The organism is Gordonia ajococcus, from assembly GCF_012974285.1.
Lineage (GTDB): Bacteria > Actinomycetota > Actinomycetes > Mycobacteriales > Mycobacteriaceae > Gordonia > Gordonia amicalis.
The window spans coordinates 4,229,776-4,247,109 of the sequence record NZ_CP052884.1; the positions used below are offsets into that span (position 1 = coordinate 4,229,776).

The window sequence follows — 17,334 nt, forward strand, 5'->3', positions numbered from 1 at the left end:
GTTCACCGCCCTCTCGTGGTCGGCGCCGGCGTGGGATAGGTCGGGGATGGCAGCGGGCCGCGTGGCGAGTCCGTGCCGTCGGGGGGACCGAGCTTGTAGTAGTCCGGGATCAACGGGAAGCCGGTATACATCAGCGACTGCCAGACCTGCGGGTAGCGTCCGCGCAGCGCGTTCAGGAAGGTCGCGGTGTAGTCGCCGAAGCTGTTGAGGCCCACCAGGGAGTCGAAGTTCGGACCGGACGCCACCGCCTCGCCCAGGGTGTTGGCGAAAGGCCCGAGCCGATCGATCGTCTCCTTCAGGTTCTTCTCGTTGTCGGTCAGGATCGTCGCCACCCGGTCGAACTTCTCGAGCACCGGCGTCAGCTGTGCGTTGTTCTCGGCGATGAAGCCACGCAACTGAGCGGTCACGTCGCCGATGCCCTTGATCAGCTGGTTGAGCGCGTATCTCCGCATCTCGATCTCGCCGACCAGGGCGTTGGCGTCGATGAGCAGCCGGTTGATCTGGTCGTTGCGGTCTCCGACGATCTTGCTGACCTGATTGGCCTTGGCCAGCAGGGCACGGAGTTCCTGGTCGCGGTCGGCCACGGCCTTCGACAGCCGGGCGACGCCGTCGACCGCGCCCTGCACCTGGTCGGGTGTCTCGGAGAAAGTCACCGACAGCGTGTTCAGCGCGGTGTTCAACTGGTCGGTCTTCGTCCCCGAGATCGTGTCGGTAGCGCCTTCGAGTGCGTCCTGCAACGAATACGGCGCGATGGTGTTGCCGAGGGTGATCGATCCCCCCGGCTTGATCCGTTCGCCGCCGTGCGGGATGACCGTGAGGTTGCGCCGGCCCAGCACGGACTCGGTGCGGATGGCGGCCTGCGTCTCGTCGCCCATCTCGACCTCGTCGTTCATCCGGAACGAGACCTTGACCTTGGTGCCCTGGTCGGTGCCGGCGAGTTCGATGCCCTCCACCGTGCCCACCTGCACGCCCGACACCACCACGATGTCGCCCTTGGCGAGTCCGCCGGCGTCGTCGAAGTAGGCGCTGTAGGTGCTGATGGGTGCCAGGTACGGCAGCTTGTCCATCTGCATGGCGGTGATGACGACGAGCGCGATCACCACGATGCCGATGACACCCACCTGCGCCCGGGTGCGTCCGCCGCGCTTCTGCTCGCGCGCGATGTCGGCCTCGTCGGATTCGGTTCTGCGGCTGGAGAACATGCCGCCGAAGGGAAGACTCATGAGCCGTCACACCTTCCGCCCGCGCGGGTGGTGTCGCCCATGACGTTGTTCGAGGTGTAGATGATCGTCTGTCCGCCCGGCGCGGGGAGCAGTAGTCGGATGCGGCAGAAGTAGATCTGCAGCCAGGCACCGTAGGAACCCAGGTTCGACAAGGTCTTGTAATCCTCCGGCAGGCGCGTCAGCAGATTGCGGACGAATGGCTCGGCGGCCAGCAGCTCCTCCGACACCCGACCGGTGTTGGCGACCATCGACTGCAGCGTGGGACGGGTTGTCGAGAGCAGATCGGCGAGACCGTTCGTGACCCGCGACGTCTGGGTGAGGGCATTGCCGATCGTGCCCTTCTGCTCGGCGAGGCCGGTCACCAACTGCTGCAGCAGGTCCACGCTGGTGTCGAGTCCCGCGCGGTCGCCGTCGAGGGTCGCGAGTGTCGTGTTCAGGTTGTTGATGACGCTGTCGATCAACTGGTCGCGGTCGGCGAGTGCATCGGTGAACGACGCGGTGTTGGCCAGCAGGGTGTTCAGCGCCCCGCCCTGGCCCTGGAAGACCGCGATCAGCGAGCTGGTGAGCGCATTGACGTCGTCGGCGTTGAGGGTCCGGAACAGCGGTTTGAAACCACCGACGAGTTTGTCGAGGTCGAGTGCCGGTTCGGTCTGGGTGATCGGGATCTGCGCACCGTCGCCGAGGAAGCTCGAGGTGTCACCGGTCCCCTGCTGGAGTTCGAGATACCGGTCGCCGGTGAGGTTCTCGTACCGGATCAGTGCCCGAACGGATTTCGGGAGCGGGTACTGCTCGTCGACGGAGAAGGTGACCACGGCCTCGTTTGCCCGGTTCAGTTCCACACCGCCCACGGAACCGACCTCGACGCCGGCGATCTTGACCTTGCTGCCCGACTTCATCGCCGATGCGCTGGTGAAGACCGCGGAGAACTCGTTCGACGCCCCGGAGCGGTACCGGCTGAAAACCACGACCAGCGCGACGAACACCAGGATCATCACGACGGTGAACGCGCCGAGTTTGATGAGGGTCGCGCGGAACGCGCGTGCGCGGTTATCCACGGGGCGGCTCTTCGAACAGGATCTGGAACAGCTTCTTCGAGTTCACCTTCGGCTTGGTCCTGGGCTCGTAGGGCTGAGGAGCGTTGTCGCCCACGAAGAACGGGGCGTGTTCGGTACTGCCCGGGTCGGAGAGACCACCGGCGCAGGTGGGCGGTGCCTCGACCCCGACCTTGGGCAGGTCATACGGGTAGGCGTAGGGGTCCTTGCCGGGGAACAGTCCGGCGTCGAGCATCAGCATGCCGTTGCGGCCACCCATGAACGGTTTGGCGACCTCCGAGGCGATGGCCCCCGCGGTGAGGAAGCACTTGATGCCCGGCGAGTTGTAACCGAGCAGCGCAGCAATGGGATTGAGATCCGACAGCGCGCCGATGAGCGTCTTCTTGGTCGGCGCGATGACACCGTCGATGGTGTTGGCCATCCCGGTGGCGTTGATCAGCAGCGCGTCGAGGTTGGAGGTGTTGTCCACCAATGTGTTTCCGACGACGGTGAAGTTGTCGACGGTGCGAATCAGGTCCGGCATCGAGTCCGCGTAGACGTTGGTGACGGTCGCCCCCTCTCGGAACAACCGGTTCAGCGCCGGCAGGTGCGGATTGGTCTTGCCCAGCAGCGTGGTCAGCTGCTCCAGGGCCACACCGATGTCCTCACCCTGACCCGACAACGCGGTGTCGACCGCACCGAGGGTGGCGTTGAGTTTCTCGGGCTGCAGGTCGGCGAGCACCGAGACGAGTTGCTGGAAGACGGTGTTGAGTTCGACGACCACGCGGTCGGCGGGGATGACCGCGCCCGCGGTGAGTTCTCCCTCGGCCTCGCCGGGGACGACGAAGTTGACGGCCTTGGCGCCGAAGATGGTGTTGGACTTGATGTCGGCGACCACGTTACCCGGGATCTTCGACATCTCGCTGTCGGCGATGTCCAGGGTGAGGATCGCGTCGCCGCCGCGTTCGGTGATCTCGCCGACCCGCCCCACCTCGACCCCGCGCAGTTTGACCTTGGCGTCGGGATTCATCACCAGGCCGGCGCGCGGTGCGACGAGCGTGACCTGTTGGGTTCCCTTGAACGCGCCGAGGAACGACGCGCTGGCGCCGATGATCAGGGCCAGCAGCGCCGAGACCATGACGACTGCCGCCAGGCGACGGGTGGTCCGTGTCCGTTCTTGTCTCTTGCTCATCGCTCAGCCCGCCAGGTTGAACTTGCCGTCCGCGCCGTAGATGGCGAGGGAGGTGAGCAGGGTGATGACGACGACCACGACCAGCGAGGCACGAACGGCGTTGCCGACCGCGACGCCCACGCCGACCGGACCGCCGGAGGCGTTGTACCCGTAATAGGTGTGGATGAGCATGACCGCCACGGCCATACAGATGGCCTGCACGAACGACCACAGGATGTCCGACGGGATCAGGAAGGTGTCGAAGTAGTGGTCGTACACACCCGGCGACTGTCCGTAGAGGAACACCGTCGCCGAGCGGCTCGCGAGAAACGATGCCAGGGACGCCAACGCGTACAGCGGGATGATCGCGATCAGACCGGCGACGATGCGGGTGCTGACCAGATACGGGATCGAGGAGATGGCCATCGTCTCGAGGGCGTCGATCTCCTCCGACACCCGCATGGCGCCGAGCTGCGCGGTCGCGCCGGCGCCGATGGTCGCGGCCAGCGCGATCCCGGAGATCACCGGCACCGCGATACGCACGTTGATGAACGCGGAGAAGAAGCCCGTGAGGGCCTCGACGCCGATGTTGGCCAGCGAGCTGTAGCCCTGGACGGCGATGGTGCCACCGGTGAACAGCGTCAGGAAGCCGACGACCACGACGGTGCCGCCGATCATGGCGAGTGCCCCTGTGCCCATGGAGATCTCGGCGATGAGCCGGAGGGTCTCCTTTTTGTACTGCTTGAGCGCACGGGGGATCGACACGATGCTGTCCCAGTAGAACAGTGCCTGATCGCCGATCTGGTCCCAGTCCTCGCCGGCTCGTTTCACCGCGACGCGCGCGGTCCGGAAGCGGGTGGTGAACGGAAGTACCATCGCTCAGCCCGCCGTTGCTTTGAGTCCGACGGCGGTGACGACGACGTTGACGACGAACAGTGCCATGAACGAGTACACGACGGTCTCGTTGACGGCATCGCCGACACCCTTCGCGCCTCCCTTGACGTTGAGTCCCTGGTAACAGCCGACCATGCCGGCGAAGAGGCCGAACAAGGCGGCCTTGACCATGGAGATCATCAGCTCGCCAAAGCCGGTGAGCAGGGTCAGATTGGCCACGAAGGCGCCCGGGTTCACGTCCTGGAGGTATACGGAGAAGACGAAACCGCCACCGATGCCAATGGTGCAGACCAGGCTGTTCAGCAGGAGGGCGACGCCCGTCGACGCCACGATGCGCGGGACGACGAGACGGTGGATCGGGTTGATGCCGAGCACCTTCATCGCGTCGATCTCTTCGCGGATGGTGCGGGCGCCGAGGTCGGCGCAGATGGCCGTGGCACCCGCACCTGCGACGATCAGCACGGTGACGATCGGGCCGATCTGGGTGATGGTGCCCAGGGCCGCGCCCGCACCGGACAGATCCTGCGCACCGATCTCGCGCAGCAGGATGTTCAAGGTGAAGCTCACGAGCACCGTGAACGGGATTGCGACGAGCAAGGTCGGCACCATCGACACCCGGGCGATGGCCCACGACTGTTCGACTGTCTCCCGCCACTGGAACGGACGACGGAAGAGCTCACGCGCCGAATCGACGCCGAGCGCGACGAAATCCCCGATCCCCCCGAGGGGTGTTGCCAGTTTGTTCAGCACCAGCGGACCCCCTTCACCCTCGCACCATCGCGAAACCTATCACGCAGAATCCCGGCGATTAAGTCAGTTGACCAGAGCGCTTGCCGAGAACGTACGTCCCGGATCTCGGTCGGCGAAGTAGCCGGTGAGAGTCTTGGCCAGGTCCTCCGAGTCCCACGCATCGCCGTCGGCGGTGAACACCTCGTCGATCGTGGGTGCCGCCATGAGGGTGACCTTGGGGCCGTATACGACGAACACCTGTCCGGTGACGCCGTCGGCTTCGGGGCCGGCGAGGTAGGTCACGAGACGGACCACATGTGCTGGATCGAGCGGATCCACGCCATCGCTGGGCGCCTCTCCGAAGACGTCCGCGGTCATCGCGGTCCGCGCGCGCGGGCAGATGGCGTTGGCGCGAACGCCGTAACGCTTGAGTGCACGCGACGCGGACAGCGTGAGCGCGGTGATGCCGGCCTTGGCGGCACCGTAGTTGGCCTGCCCCTCGGGACCGAGTAGACCGGCCTCCGAAGAGGTGTTGATGATCCGGCCGTAGACCGGACCACCAGCAGCCTTCGACGCCGCACGCCAGTGCGACGCCGCATTGCGATTGAGCAGGAAGTGGCCGCGCAGGTGCACGCGGATGACCAGGTCCCACTCGTCGTCGGTCATGTTGAACAGCATCTTGTCGCGAACCACGCCCGCGTTGTTCACGACGATGTCGAGCGAACCGAGCTGCTCGGTCGCCGCGGTCATGATGGCAGTCGCGGTGGACGAGTCGCTGATGTCGCCGGGCACGGCGATCGCTCGACCACCGGTCGCGGTGATCGTGTCGATGACATCGCTCGAATCGAGCGCTGCCGGAAGGTCGTTCACGACGACCGCGGCCCCTTCTGCGGCGAGACCGATGGCCTCCGCCCGACCGAGACCTGCACCTGCACCGGTGACGACCGCGACGCGACCGTCCAACGAGTAACCCACCCGACATCCTCCTGAGCTGAAACTAGAACCTGTTCTAGCATGATTCCCGATCAGATGGAACCGAGCGGGAGTTCCAGCTCTGTCAGTCCTCGACGACCGAGAGTGCGGACTTCGGGCAGTTGGCCGCCACCTGCCGCAGTTCCTCGACGCGGTCCGCGGGGATCTCCTCTTGGAGAATGACCAGGTAATCGTCATCATCCAGGTCGAAGAAGTCCGGTGCCATCCCCACACAGATGGCGTTGGACTCGCACAGGTCGAAATCTGCCTTGATACGCATCAGAACCTCCTCCTCACCGGCTCGTCGCCTGTTGACGGGGCTGCCAGAACAGGTTAGAACGTGTTTCAGAAACTAGACGAGCCTTCCCCCATAACTTGACCACAAGCGGGGTTCGGACGCTAGCCACCCACCCATGGAGTTTCGATGCGAATCGCCTATACCGATCAACAGTCCGAGCTCCGGCGGGAGCTGCGTGGCTACTTCTCGTCCCTGATGACCGAGGAGCGCCGCGCGGCGCTGTCCGGCGGCGACGGCGAACTCGGCGAGGGGGACGCCTACCGCGATGTCGTTGCGCAGATGGGCGCCGACGGCTGGCTCGCCCTCGGGTGGCCCACCGAGTTCGGCGGCCAGAACCGCTCGATGATGGATCAGCTCATCTTCACCGACGAGGCCGCCATCGCAGGTGCCCCGGTTCCCTTCCTCACCATCAACTCGGTGGCGCCGACGATCATGCACTACGGCACGGAGGACCAGAAGGCCTTCTTCCTACCGCGCATCGCGGCAGGCAAGCTGCACTTCTCCATCGGCTATTCCGAGCCGGGCGCCGGCACCGACCTCGCTGCGCTGCGCACCACCGCGGTCCGCGACGGCGACGACTACGTGATCAACGGCCAGAAGATGTGGACGAGCCTGGTCCCCTACGCCGACTACATCTGGCTCGCCTGTCGTACCGATCCGTCGACGCTGCAGGAAGGCGGCAAGAAGCACAAGGGCATCTCGGTGCTCATCGTGCCGACGAACGCCGAGGGTTTCGATTACACCCCGGTGCACACGATGTCGGGGGTCGACACCAGCGCCACGTACTACCAGGACGTGCGGGTACCGACGTCGGCGATCGTCGGCGACGGGGGCGGCGGGTGGCCGCTGGTGACCAACCAGCTCAACAACGAGCGCGTCGCCCTGTGCAGCGCGGCACCGATCCAGACCGCTCTGCGCGAGACGATCGCCTGGGCACAGCACACCAAGACCGGCGACGGACAGCGACTCATCGACGCCCAGTGGGTTCAGCAGAATCTCGCCCGGGTGCATGCGAAGGTCGAGTTCCTCAAGTTGATCAACTGGAAGATCGCCTCGATCGCCGGTTCGGGCGAGGCGCCGAGCCCCGCCGACGCCTCGGCGACCAAGGTGTACGGCACCGAGTTCGCCACCGAGGCCTACCGGTTGCTGATGGAGGTCGTCGGCCCTGCGGCGACGCTGCGCGCGGGAAGCCCCGGCGCCCACCTCAACGGTCGGCTCGAACGCTTCCAGCGCACCTCGCTGATCCTCACCTTCGGCGGCGGCACCAACGAGGTCCAGCGCGACATCATCGCCATGCTCGCCCTCGGTCTTCCCCACCAGCGTCGCTGACGACTCACTCGAAAGAGGCACTCCACCATGGATTTCTCCCTTCCCGAATCCGGTGACGACGTCAGTGGCCTTGCCCGTGACATCGCCACCGCCGTCAGCACGCCCGAACGCGTCGCCGAACTCGAATCCGCACGCGCACCGATCGACGCCGAACTCTGGCGGCAACTCGGCAATGCGGGCCTGCTGGGGCTCGAGTTGACATCGGAGGACGCGGGCGATGCCGGCGGCGATCTCGGCGTCATCGAGAACGCACTCATCGCAACCGAACTCGGCCGGACTCTCGCGCGGGTGCCGTTCGGATCGCATGCGATCGCCGCACTGCCGGTCATCGCCGCGCACGGGTCGACGGCTCTTCGTGAGCAGGTGTTGGCTTCGGGGGCCTCTGGTGGTCTCGTCGTCTCGGTGGCCGTCGAGGAGGACCTGGGCTCGCCCACCGACTCCCCCACCACCTCCCTCTCGTCCGACGGTTCGCGACTGTCCGGCGTCAAGGTCAACGTGCCCTATGCCGAGGCCGCTGATCTGCTGCTGGTCGACGCGGTCGGGCCCGACGGCGTCGTGGTGGTCGCCGTGCGCACCGACTCGACCGGGGTCCGGGTCACGGCCGCGCCGTCGACCGGACTGATACCGACCGCGCAGGTCGAGTTCGACGACGTGCCGGTGGATCCCGACGCCGTGCTCGAGGGTTCCGGCGTGGCGGACGCCCTGTGGGCACGGGTGACGCTGGCCTGTTGCGCCGAACAGTCGGGTGTCGTGCAACGCGCGCTCGAGCTGACCGCCGAATATGCCCGTGAGCGTGAGCAGTTCGGCCGGGCGATCGGCTCTTTCCAAGCCGTCGCCCAGCGTCTCGCCGACGGTTACATCGACGCTCAGGGTCTCGCGCTGACGGCCACCCAGGCCGCTTGGCTGCTGGCGAACTCGGACAACGCCACCGAGGTGCACAACGCGATCGCGACTGCCAAGTTCTGGGCCGCGGAGGCCGGGCATCGGGTAGCGCACACCACGGTCCACGTGCACGGTGGCGTCGGCCTCGACACCAGCCATCCGGTTCATCGATACTTCCTGCGCGCCAAGCACAACGAGTTCGCCTACGGATCGGCGACGGCGTCGGTACGCGCGATCGGCGCCGAGTTGGCCGCCACCCCGGCGTGAGCGCGCCGGGCCGGGTGTCGACGGGGTCGGTGGTGTCGACGGTCGGCGACCTGCTCGCCCCCTTGAGCGAGGTCACCGACCGCGGTGTGTACTTCGAGGAGGAGTTCACCTCGTGGGCACGCCATCTGGAGGGCGCTGCGGTCCGGGCGGACGTCCTGCTCGAGTGGTTGTCACCCGACCGGCCACCCCATGTCGGTGTACTACTCACCAACACACCGGAGTTCAGCGCCCTGTTCGCGGCCGCGGCGCGGCACGGCTTCGTCCTCGTCGGACTCAACACCACTCGACGCGGCGCCGCGCTCGCCGCCGACGTCGCGCGCGCCGACTGCCAGATCGTGCTGTGTGGCAGCGATACCCGCGACCTGCTTGCCGGCGTCGACCTCGGTGACGTCCGCGTCGTCGACGTCGATGGTCCGGAGTGGTCGTCGGCGATCGAATCGGGTGCCGCGGCACCGCTGGTCGAAGCGACGCCCGACGACCTGCTGATGCTGATCTTCACGTCGGGAACCACCGGCGATCCGAAGGCTGTGCGCTGCACGCATCGGACCTTCGCGGTCAGCGGACCGATGCTCGCGGAACGGTTCGGAATCGGTGCCGACGATGTCATCCATCTGTCGATGCCGATGTTCCACTCGAACGCGATGATCGCGGGATGGAGCGTGGCCGTCGCGGGTGGTGCGTCGATCGCGGTGCGTCGCAGCTTCTCCGCACGCGGCTTCGTCGCCGACCTCCACCGCTACGGCGTGACCTACGCCAACTACGTCGGAAAGCCGCTCAACTACATCCTCGCCACCGACCCACATCCCGACGACGCGTCGAGTTCATTGCGCATCATGTACGGCAACGAGGCGTCGGCGGTGGATCGGCAACGCTTCGCCGTCCGCTTCGGCTGCCGCGTCGTCGACGGATTCGGGTCCACCGAGGGCGGTGTCGCGATCACCCGGACCCCGGACACCCCGCACGATGCGCTGGGTCCGCTTCGTGCACCGACCGCCGTCGTCGACGTCGAGACCGGTGAACCCGCACCGCCCGGCGTAATCGGTGAGATCGTGAACTCCTCGGGGCCGGGGTTGTTCGCCGGCTACCACAACGACCCCGACGCGACGGCCGAACGCATGCGCGGCGGCGTCTACCACACCGGCGATCTCGCCTGGGTGGACGACGACGGCTACCTGCACTTCGCCGGCCGCCTCGGCGACTGGTTGCGCGTCGACGGGGAGAACCTCGGCACCGGACCCATCGAACGAATCCTGCTGCGGCATCCCGCGATCCGACAGGTCGCGGTGCACGGGATACCGGTGGAGATCGGGGACGAGATCGAGGCGGTGATCGTCGCGGACGGTGACCTGGACCCCGAGGACTTCGCCGACTTCCTCTCGGCGCAGAACGATCTCGGCCCGAAGCAATGGCCACACCGGGTGCGGATCGTCGACTCGCTTCCCGAGACCGCCACGTTCAAGACGGTGAAGCGCCTACTGGCATCCGATCCCGGCCCGCCCACCTGGCGACGTGAGGGTCGAACCTACCGCTCCTGACGCAGACCCACCCCTTTTCGGCGTTTCCACCACCCGCGCGTGCTGGGTTTGCCGAAAAGGGGTGGGTGCGGGGCGGGTCAGCCGCCCAGCGTCTTGTTCATCCGCCCGACGGCCTCTTCGTACTCACTCACGAGATCCGCGATGAGGCCGGCGACCGGGGTGATCGCGTTGCAGCGTCCGACGATCTGACCCGCGGGCATCGCGACGACGTCGGGATCGTCGGCCGCCGAGATGCGCGCGTGCGCCTCGGCGACGAGGAGGTTCTGCAGCGGCATCGGCAGCGGTTCGGGAGCGTTCTCGGCGTCCCAGGCGTCGGTCCACGCCGTCTTCAGCAGACGCGCGGGCTTGCCCGAGTAGATACGACGACGCACCGTGTCGCGCGACGTCGCCTTGAGCAGCGCCTGCTGTACCGTCGACGGCTTGTCCGAGCCCTCGGGCACACCGAGTTTGTATTCGGCGGCGGTCAGCCAGTACGTACCCATCCACACGCCCTGCGCACCGAGCGCGATGGCCGCGGCGATCTGGCGACCGCTACCCACACCGCCGGCCGCGAGCACCGGCGCGGAGTCGCCGACCGCGTCGACGAGTTCGGGCCACAGGATCATCGAGGTGACCTCGCCGGTGTGGCCGCCCCCCTCGTAGCCCTGGGCGATGACGATGTCGACGCCGGCCTCGACATGGTGCAGCGCATGGTCTTTCGCGCCCGCGAGGGCGGCGACCAGCACCCCGTTGTCGTGCGCGGTCTGGATGACATCCGACGGCGGCGATCCGAGCGCGTTGGCGATGAGTTTGATCTGCCCGTACTTACGACGATGCTCCATCGCGACGTCGACATGCGAGCGGGCCACCGAGTGCAGCCAGCCCAGCACACCCGCATTCACGCGATCACCACCCGGCAACGGCGGGACACCGAGATCGTCGAGCGTGCGCTCCACGAACGCCCGATGCTCCGGCGGGATCATCGAATCCAGGTCGACCTTGGACCCCTCGGTCGGGATCTTGGCCGGCATCACCACGTCGACGCCGAACGGCTTGCCGTCGGTGTTCTCGTGCATCCACTCGAGGACCTCGTCGAGTTCCTCGGCCTCGTTGAACCGCACACATCCGAGCACACCCAATCCGCCGGCACGGCTGATCGCCGCCGCGACATCCTGGCTCGGGGTGAACCCGAAGATCGGGTACTCGATGCCGAACCTGTCGGCCAGTTCTGTACGCATTGCTCTCACTCGTTTCCGGCGCTCTACAGCGCCTTGTCACATTTCCGGCGCTACAGCGCTTCGTCGGCGGGACGCTCGGCGGTGACCGCCGCCCCCCAGCGATAGTCGGGTTTACCTGCGGGCGAACGCTTGATCTCGTCGACGAACCAGACGCTGCGCGGGCATTTGTAGCCCGCGAGCTCCTTGCGCACGACGTCGTTGAGACTCTCCAGCGAGGGACGTGCCCCGTCACGGGCGGCGATCACCGCGGCGACGCGCTGACCCCAGCGGTCGTCGGCGACTCCCACCACAACGGTGTCGAACACATCGGGATGGGCCTTGAGCGCACCCTCGACCTCCTCGGGGAAGACCTTCTCGCCGCCGGTGTTGATCGACACCGATCCGCGGCCGAGCATGGTGATGCTGCCGTCGGCCTCGAGAACCGCGTGGTCGCCCGGCAGCGAGTAGCGCACGCCGTCGAAGACCTTGAACGTCTTCGCCGACTTCTCCGGGTCGTTGTGATAGCGCAGCGGCACATGGCCCGACCGTGCGAGCACCCCGATCTCGCCGCTGCCCGGTTCCACCGGCGTACCGTCCTCACGGAGGACGTGGGTCTCGCTGTCGGCGTTCACGCGTGGGCCCCCGGTGTGCGGTGTGCCCTTCGCGACGATGCCCAGACCACCGAAACCGGTCTCCGACGAGCCGATCGCGTCGACGATGACGGCGTTCGGGAAGCGTTCCAGGAACTGCTCTTTCACGCTCGGCGAGAACAGGCAGGCCGACGAGGCGATCGAGACGACGCTCGACAGGTCGTACTCCTTGCCCTGCCCGAGGGCCTCGACCATCGGGCGCCCCATGGCATCACCGGTGATGAACACGACGTTGACCTTGTGTCGCTCGACGATCTCCCAGGCCGTCGGACCGCTGAACTCGGGGTACACCACGGCTTTTCCGCCGGCGAACAGCGACTGGAAGATCGCCCACTGTGAGCCGCCGTGGATGAACGGCGGGATCGGGTAGCGCACGAGCTGTCCACCGTCGGCACCGGTCTTCGCGAGGTGCCACTCGTCGGGCACGGGTTCGCTGGTGTACCAGTCGATTCCGCCGCCGAGTACGCGCCACACATCCTCCTGGCGCCACACGACGCCCTTGGGTTTTCCGGTCGTGCCGCCGGTGTAGAGCATGTACAGGTCGTCGTTGGAGCGGTCCTCGAAGTTGCGTTCCGACGGCGCCCCGGCGATGGCCTCCTCATACCGGATCGCGTCGTCGTGCCCCTCGCAGCACAGGTCTTCCGACGTCCCGTCCTCGATCACGATGCGGTGCTCGATCGCCGGTGATTTCGGTAACGTGTTGCACACCCGTTGCGAGTACCGTCGCTCGTGGATCAGGACCTTCATCCCGGAGTCGGTGAAGATGTGCTCGAGCTCGGCCTCGACGTAGCGGTAGTTGACGTTCACCATGACCGCTCGCGCCTTGAAGACGGCGATCATCGACTCGACGGACTCGAGGGTGTTTCTGCTGTACAGGCCCACCCGATCGCCGGGCTGCACGCCCAGTTCGCGGAGCTTGTGGGCGAGCGCGTTGGAGCGCGCCTCGAGTTCGGCGTAGGTCCGGCCGTGATCGCCGGATTCCAGGGCGACGCGCTCCGGAACCAGGTCGACGGCATGCTCGATGAGATCGGCGATCGTATAGGCCATGGCCTCAAAATTAGAACGTGTTATCGTTCTGGGCAAGTGCGGAATATGACCGGGAGACAGCGATGACCACAGCCACCCCCACCGAGTCCGTCACCGACAAGGCTCCCGAGTGCCTCGTCGAGAAGCGCGGGCACATCCTCATCGTGACGATGAACCGTCCGGAGGCGCGCAATGCACTCTCGACCGAGATGATGCGGATCATGACCGAGGCGTGGGACCAGGTCGACTCCGATCCCGACATCCGGGTCGCGATCCTCACCGGCGCGGGCGGTTACTTCTGCGCGGGCGCCGACCTGAAGAGCATGAACAAGCAGGCCCCTGGCGACACCGTCGACTCCGGCGCGTGGAACCCCGCGTCGTTGCCCGCCCTGCTCAAGGGCCGTCGCCTGACCAAGCCGCTCATCGCCGCGGTCGAGGGCCCGGCCATCGCCGGCGGAACCGAGATCCTGCAGGGCACCGACATCCGAATCGCCGGCGAGAGCGCGAAGTTCGGCGTGTCCGAAGCACGGTGGGGTCTCTACCCGATGGGCGGCAGCGCCGTGCGCCTGGTCCGGCAGATCCCGTACACCGTCGCCTGTGACATCCTCCTGACCGGCCGGCACATCACCGCGCGCGAGGCGCTCGAGTACGGCCTCATCGGGCACGTCGTCGACGACGGCAAGGCACTGGACAAGGCTCTGGAGCTGGCCGAGAAGATCGCCGCCAACGGACCACTCGCGGTCCAGGGCATCCTCAAGACCATCCGCGAGACCGAGGGCCTCCACGAACTCGACGCCTTCGCGATCGACGCCGAGATCGGCATCAAGGTCTTCAAGTCGAAGGACGCCAAGGTCGGGCCCCGCGCATTCGCCGAGAAGCGCACCCCGGAGTTCACCGGCGAGTGAGGACCACCGAGCACCGGTGAGAATCCACACCGCACTCTTCGGTCCGCAGCAGGCGGCCGAACGCGCCCGGGCACTGCGAGACGCCGGGATCGACGGGATCTTCACCTTCGACGGCCCGCATGACGTCTTCAGCCCGCTGTTCGGCGCGGCCGGCGTCGACGGCGTCGCGCTGATGACCAACGTCGCCATCGCGTTCCCGCGAAATCCGATCACGGTCGCCCATCAGACCAACGACCTCCAGCTGCTCAGCGGCGGCAGGTTCACCCTCGGACTCGGCACGCAGATCCGACCGCAGATCGAGAAGCGGTTCGGGGTGCCGTTCGAGCGGCCGGTCGACCGGATGGTCGAGTTCGTCTCCGCACTGCGGGCGATCTTCGACTGCTGGCAGAACGGCACCCGGCTGGACTTCGACGGCGAGTTCTATCGGCACCGCCTCATGACCCCGATGTTCAACCCGGGACCCAACCCACACGGCATGCCACCGATCTACGTCGGCGCCCTGGGACCCCGACTCACCCGCGCCGTCGCCGAACATGCCGACGGCCTGCTCGTCATGCCGTTCACCACCGATCGATTCGTCCGCGAATCGATCCTGCCGCGCGTCGACGCCGGCCTGGACGCGTCCGGACGTACCCGCGCGGACTTCGCGGTGGTCCCGGAGATCATCGTCGCCACCGGTCGCACCGCGGAGGAGTTCGACACCTCGGTCGACGCGGCCCGCCGTCTCCTGTCCTTCTACGGGTCGACGCCCGCCTATCGACCGGTGCTGGAGATGCACGGCTACGGGGACCTCCAGACCGAGCTGAACCTGCTGTCGAAGCAGGGGCGCTGGGCGGAGATGGCCGGTCTCGTCGACGACGAACTCCTCGAACTCATCGCCGCACACGGCAGTCCACGCGATGTGGCCGCGACGATCCGCGCACGGTCGCACGACATCGCCACGGATGTCGCGATCTACCAACCGTTCCCGCTCGCCGACGAGACGCTCGCGGAGATCATCGACAGCCTCTGACCACTTGCTGCCTGAGCGATGAGGCGACTACACCAGCGTCGCCAACTGCCGGATGGTCTCGGTGTCGCGCGCGGTGACCATCAGCATCGTCACACCCGCGGCCTCCCAATCCTTGATCTGCGCCCGGACCACGTCGGCGGTCCCGACGAGCATCGTCTCGCGGACCATCTCGTCGGGGACCGCGGCCATCGCCTCGGCCTTCTTGCCGCTCAGGAACAGGCTGACGATCTCGTCGACCGCGTCGCCGTAACCCATGCGCTTGTAGAGCTCGGCGTGAAAGTTCTTCTCCTTGGCGCCCATTCCGCCGACGTACAGCGCGGTCGACGGCCGGTACCGCTCGATCGCCGACGCCACGTCGTCGGTGATGACGACCTGCACCGTGGCCGCGACCTCGAAGTCCTCACGACTTCGGCGTGCTCCGGGACGTGTGAATCCCTCGTCGAGCCAAGAGTTGTACTGATCGGCGAGCCCGAGGCTGAAGAAGATGGCGAGCCAGCCGTCGGCGATCTCGGCGGTCTGCGCGACGTTCTTCGGCCCCTCGGCGCCCAGCCAGATCGGGAGGTCGGCGCGCAGCGGATGCGTGATCGGCTTGAGCGACTTGCCGAGTCCGGTGGCGCCGGGCGCGTCGGCCGGGTACGGCAGCGGATAGTGCGGTCCGGCACTCGTCACCTTGTCGGCGCGGGCGAGGACGTCACGAACCACCTGGACGTATTCACGGGTGCGCGCCAACGGTTTTCCGAAGGGTTCGCCATACCAGCCCTCCACCACCTGCGGCCCGGAGACACCGAGGCCGACGATGTGCCGGCCGTTCGACAGGTGATCGAGGGTCAGCGCGTGCATCGCCAGCGAGGTCGGCGGCCGCGCCGACAGCTGGGCCACCGCGGTGCCCAATCGGAGGCGCGACGTCGCCGCACCCCACCACGCCAGCGGCGTGTAGGCGTCCGATCCCCAGGACTCCGCGGTGAACACCGCGTCGAATCCGCATTCCTCCGCGACCGCGATCAGCTCTGGCGCGTTCGGGATCGGATCGGCACCCCAATATCCGAGTTGCAGACCGAGCTTCACTCGCATTCCCTTTCGCCGGCCGCGGAGATTCTCACGGCCTGACATGCGTCTTGTGTCCAATACTAGAACGTGTTCTACTCGAGATGTGAGCATGAGCGTAACGTCTCCGGCCGCCGGCAACCCCATCGCCAGTCCTGTTGCCACGGTGCCCGAGCCGAAGTCCCCCATCCTGACCGCTCCCCTGATCAACTCCTTCGACTACACACGGTCGCTGGGTCCGGTGCTGAGCCAGTTCGCGCTCGCGCTGCGCGACGGCCGCATCGTCGGGTCGAAGGGCAGCGACGGCAAGGTCTCCGTGCCGCCGGCCGAATTCGATCCCGTGACCGGGAAACAGTCGACGGAGTTCGCGGAGGTCTCGACCGTCGGCACCGTCACCAGCTGGACCTGGCAGGACGAGCCGGTGCCCGGACAGCCGCTCGACAAACCCTTCGCGTGGGCACTGATCCGGCTCGACGGCGCGGACACCGCACTGCTGCAGGCGGTTTCGGTCGAGTCGCCGTCGGAGATCTCCACCGGACTGCGTGTGCACGCGGTGTTCGGCGCCGCACGGATCGGCCGCATCGACGACATCGCGTACTTCGCCCCGGGCGAGAGCCCACAGACCGCACCGGAGAACACCGCCGACGCACCGAAGGGTGCCGAGGCCGGCCTCGTCGTCATCCCGACCCCCATCACGACCGAGATCACGCATTCGGCCACCGAGGAGGAGTCCGCCTACCTCGAAGGCCTCAAGGCGGGCAAGCTGATCGGTACCCGGATCGGTTCGGGCGTCGACGAAGGGCGCGTGTACTTCCCGCCCCGTTCGGTCAGCCCGGCGGACGGCGCCCGCGCCGTCGAACGAGTCGAACTCCCACACACCGGCATCGTGACGACGTTCTGCATCGTGAACGTGCCGTTCCAGGGCCAGCGGATCAAGCCTCCGTATGTGGCCGCATATGTGCTCCTCGACGGTGCGGACATCCCGTTCCTGCACCTGATCCTCGACTGCGAGGCCGACGACGTCCGAATGGGCATGCGCGTCAAGGCCGTCTGGCTGCCCGAGGACGAGTGGGAGCACTCGATCGGCAACATCAGCCACTTCGCACCCACCGGCGAACCCGACGCCGAGTACGACACCTACCGAGCCCACCTGTGATGAAGGACCATCTG

Annotated in this window: 16 protein-coding genes; 6 read left to right on the forward strand and 10 right to left on the reverse strand. The window is 66.8% G+C overall.

The genetic code is table 11. From position 1 onward, the window contains the following. Positions 1 to 2: 2 nt before the first annotated feature. From GAA2_RS19085 to GAA2_RS19115, 7 genes are all read right to left on the reverse strand, one after another. Positions 3 to 1,223 carry an MCE family protein gene (locus GAA2_RS19085; protein ID WP_006436984.1) on the reverse strand — a complete coding sequence of 407 codons (1,221 nt, stop codon included), beginning with the start codon at positions 1,221 to 1,223 and terminating at the stop codon, positions 3 to 5. Beyond that, on the reverse strand, positions 1,220 to 2,278 hold the full coding sequence (locus tag GAA2_RS19090) for an MCE family protein (RefSeq protein ID WP_006436985.1): 1,059 nt from the start codon (positions 2,276 to 2,278) through the stop codon (positions 1,220 to 1,222). The genes GAA2_RS19085 and GAA2_RS19090 overlap by 4 nt, the downstream gene beginning before the upstream one ends. After that, positions 2,271 to 3,392 (reverse strand): MCE family protein, encoded by a 1,122-nt coding sequence (locus GAA2_RS19095; RefSeq protein ID WP_035760631.1) that lies wholly within the window; start codon positions 3,390 to 3,392, stop codon positions 2,271 to 2,273. Before GAA2_RS19095 ends, GAA2_RS19090 begins: the two co-directional genes overlap by 8 nt. 57 nt (positions 3,393 to 3,449) lie before the next feature. Continuing rightward, complete coding sequence (locus GAA2_RS19100) at positions 3,450 to 4,301, reverse strand: MlaE family ABC transporter permease (RefSeq protein WP_006436987.1); 852 nt, start codon at positions 4,299 to 4,301, stop codon at positions 3,450 to 3,452. A gap of 3 nt (positions 4,302 to 4,304) precedes the next feature. Next, positions 4,305 to 5,069 (reverse strand): MlaE family ABC transporter permease, encoded by a 765-nt coding sequence (locus GAA2_RS19105; protein ID WP_006436988.1) that lies wholly within the window; start codon positions 5,067 to 5,069, stop codon positions 4,305 to 4,307. Positions 5,070 to 5,132: 63 nt separating this feature from the next. Next, the gene (locus GAA2_RS19110) at positions 5,133 to 6,023 is read right to left on the reverse strand and encodes a 3-oxoacyl-ACP reductase (protein ID WP_006436989.1); all 891 of its coding nucleotides are present in this window, start codon (positions 6,021 to 6,023) and stop codon (positions 5,133 to 5,135) included. 82 nt (positions 6,024 to 6,105) lie between these two features. Beyond that, positions 6,106 to 6,300 (reverse strand): ferredoxin, encoded by a 195-nt coding sequence (locus tag GAA2_RS19115; protein WP_005201561.1) that lies wholly within the window; start codon positions 6,298 to 6,300, stop codon positions 6,106 to 6,108. Positions 6,301 to 6,444: 144 nt separating this feature from the next. Between GAA2_RS19115 and GAA2_RS19120 the strand changes: the two genes are divergently transcribed. Genes GAA2_RS19120 through GAA2_RS19130 form a run of 3 tightly spaced genes read left to right on the forward strand, consistent with a single transcriptional unit; the run spans position 6,445 to position 10,331 of the window. Next, positions 6,445 to 7,647, forward strand: a complete 1,203-nt coding sequence (locus GAA2_RS19120) for an acyl-CoA dehydrogenase family protein (RefSeq protein ID WP_024499323.1) — start codon at positions 6,445 to 6,447, stop codon at positions 7,645 to 7,647. Positions 7,648 to 7,674: 27 nt separating this feature from the next. After that, a complete protein-coding gene (locus tag GAA2_RS19125; RefSeq protein WP_006436992.1) occupies positions 7,675 to 8,796 on the forward strand; it encodes an acyl-CoA dehydrogenase family protein in 1,122 nt (373 codons plus the stop codon). Next, positions 8,793 to 10,331 carry a long-chain-fatty-acid--CoA ligase gene (locus tag GAA2_RS19130; protein WP_006436993.1) on the forward strand — a complete coding sequence of 513 codons (1,539 nt, stop codon included), beginning with the start codon at positions 8,793 to 8,795 and terminating at the stop codon, positions 10,329 to 10,331. Before GAA2_RS19125 ends, GAA2_RS19130 begins: the two co-directional genes overlap by 4 nt. Before the next feature lie 77 nt (positions 10,332 to 10,408). Here the strand turns inward: GAA2_RS19130 and GAA2_RS19135 are convergent, their stop codons facing one another. Next, positions 10,409 to 11,548 (reverse strand): NAD(P)H-dependent flavin oxidoreductase, encoded by a 1,140-nt coding sequence (locus tag GAA2_RS19135; RefSeq protein WP_006436994.1) that lies wholly within the window; start codon positions 11,546 to 11,548, stop codon positions 10,409 to 10,411. Between the two features lie 50 nt (positions 11,549 to 11,598). Beyond that, positions 11,599 to 13,224: an acyl-CoA synthetase gene (locus GAA2_RS19140; protein ID WP_024499324.1), complete on the reverse strand. Its 1,626-nt coding sequence runs from the start codon at positions 13,222 to 13,224 to the stop codon at positions 11,599 to 11,601. 62 nt (positions 13,225 to 13,286) lie between these two features. Between GAA2_RS19140 and GAA2_RS19145 the strand changes: the two genes are divergently transcribed. Continuing rightward, entirely contained in the window at positions 13,287 to 14,108 is an 822-nt protein-coding gene (locus GAA2_RS19145) for a crotonase/enoyl-CoA hydratase family protein (RefSeq protein ID WP_024499325.1), read from the forward strand. A gap of 16 nt (positions 14,109 to 14,124) precedes the next feature. Then, positions 14,125 to 15,120 carry a TIGR03617 family F420-dependent LLM class oxidoreductase gene (locus tag GAA2_RS19150; RefSeq protein ID WP_159405215.1) on the forward strand — a complete coding sequence of 332 codons (996 nt, stop codon included), beginning with the start codon at positions 14,125 to 14,127 and terminating at the stop codon, positions 15,118 to 15,120. 27 nt (positions 15,121 to 15,147) lie between these two features. Here GAA2_RS19150 and GAA2_RS19155 read toward each other — a convergent pair whose 3' ends face one another. After that, the gene (locus tag GAA2_RS19155; protein WP_006436999.1) at positions 15,148 to 16,185 is read right to left on the reverse strand and encodes an LLM class F420-dependent oxidoreductase; all 1,038 of its coding nucleotides are present in this window, start codon (positions 16,183 to 16,185) and stop codon (positions 15,148 to 15,150) included. A 91-nt stretch (positions 16,186 to 16,276) separates the two neighbouring features. Here GAA2_RS19155 and GAA2_RS19160 point away from each other — a divergent pair, with 91 nt between their 5' ends. Then, the gene (locus tag GAA2_RS19160) at positions 16,277 to 17,320 is read left to right on the forward strand and encodes a Zn-ribbon domain-containing OB-fold protein (RefSeq protein ID WP_006437000.1); all 1,044 of its coding nucleotides are present in this window, start codon (positions 16,277 to 16,279) and stop codon (positions 17,318 to 17,320) included. Positions 17,321 to 17,334 lie beyond the last annotated feature (14 nt).